Here is a 1,084-nt window from a genome sequence, read left to right on the forward strand (position 1 = left end):
TATTAATTGTTGCTGTGCCTTTTGTAGGTAAGACTCCTGTATTAGCTGGTTTACAGGAAGCTGGGGAAGTGATTGTCCAAAACATCATGCGCCCCAAAGTGCAGTTGAAATTAGTGGCTAAGAAGAAGATAGTAGAAGTTGATACTGAAGGTAAAGAAAATATTACTTGGCAAGCCCTAGAGAACAAAGCCATTGTCAAACCAGGAGATACCCTTCGTTACACTGTCAAAGGTGAAAATTCTGGGGAAGTGGAAGCTGACAATCTGATGGTTACCCAACCCATTCCCAGCGCTACCATGTATATCCTTGATTCCGCTAGCAACAGCAATGGAGCAACGATAACTTACAGCATTGATAATGGAGAGACTTTTATAGACAAACCTACTATTGAAGTCACCCTTGAAGATGGCACAGTAGAAACTAGACCTGCTCCTGCTGCAGCCTACACTCACGTTCGCTTTGAGTTTCCAGAAGCCCTCGATCCTAAAGCAGTTTTAGAAGCATCTTATGATGTCACTGTTCGCTAGTAATTAACAATTAGCGATTAGTGATTAGTCATTAGCAATTAGTCATTTGTAAATACAAATAAACTATTATTAATTACAAGTGACTTATAAAGTAAGACTCATAAATTATGACTGTAAGCATTCAGCTGTCAGTCGTCAGCCCTCAGCCATTCCCGTAGCGTGACGCATAAGCTGTTCGCGTAGCGTGGCCAAAGGCCTTTAGCACCTCAAGTAGCGTGCGCGTAGCGCTATAGCTGAATCCTTACTTATGACTAATGACTAATCACTTAAGATGATACTTATGTTATTTATTTTTATAACGTAAGTACAGGGACTTAAATAATTTATTGAATAGCCAATATTACTCATTCTGTCCGTTGTAACAGTTTTTATAGGGCTAAAAAAAATTCTGTATTAATACTTATATTTTAATGAATAATAAGTATTGATTATTAGAGGAATTAGAGATTTTAGAAAAAAGCGTCTTACAGCATTGTTATTGTAGCTATTTCGCTTCATAATAGGTCAGACTAATATAGTCTAAAACCTACTTACTATAGCCTAATAAGTCTTGAGAA

1 protein-coding gene is annotated in these 1,084 nt (G+C 37.5%); it reads left to right on the top strand.

Translation table 11 applies throughout. From position 1 onward, the window contains the following. Positions 1–527 (top strand): hypothetical protein (locus tag F6K49_RS52175; protein WP_293110920.1); only part of this gene is annotated, 527 nt, incomplete at its 5' end. Positions 528–1,084 lie beyond the last annotated feature (557 nt).

It is taken from the genome of Moorena sp. SIO3I6 (genome assembly GCF_010672095.1).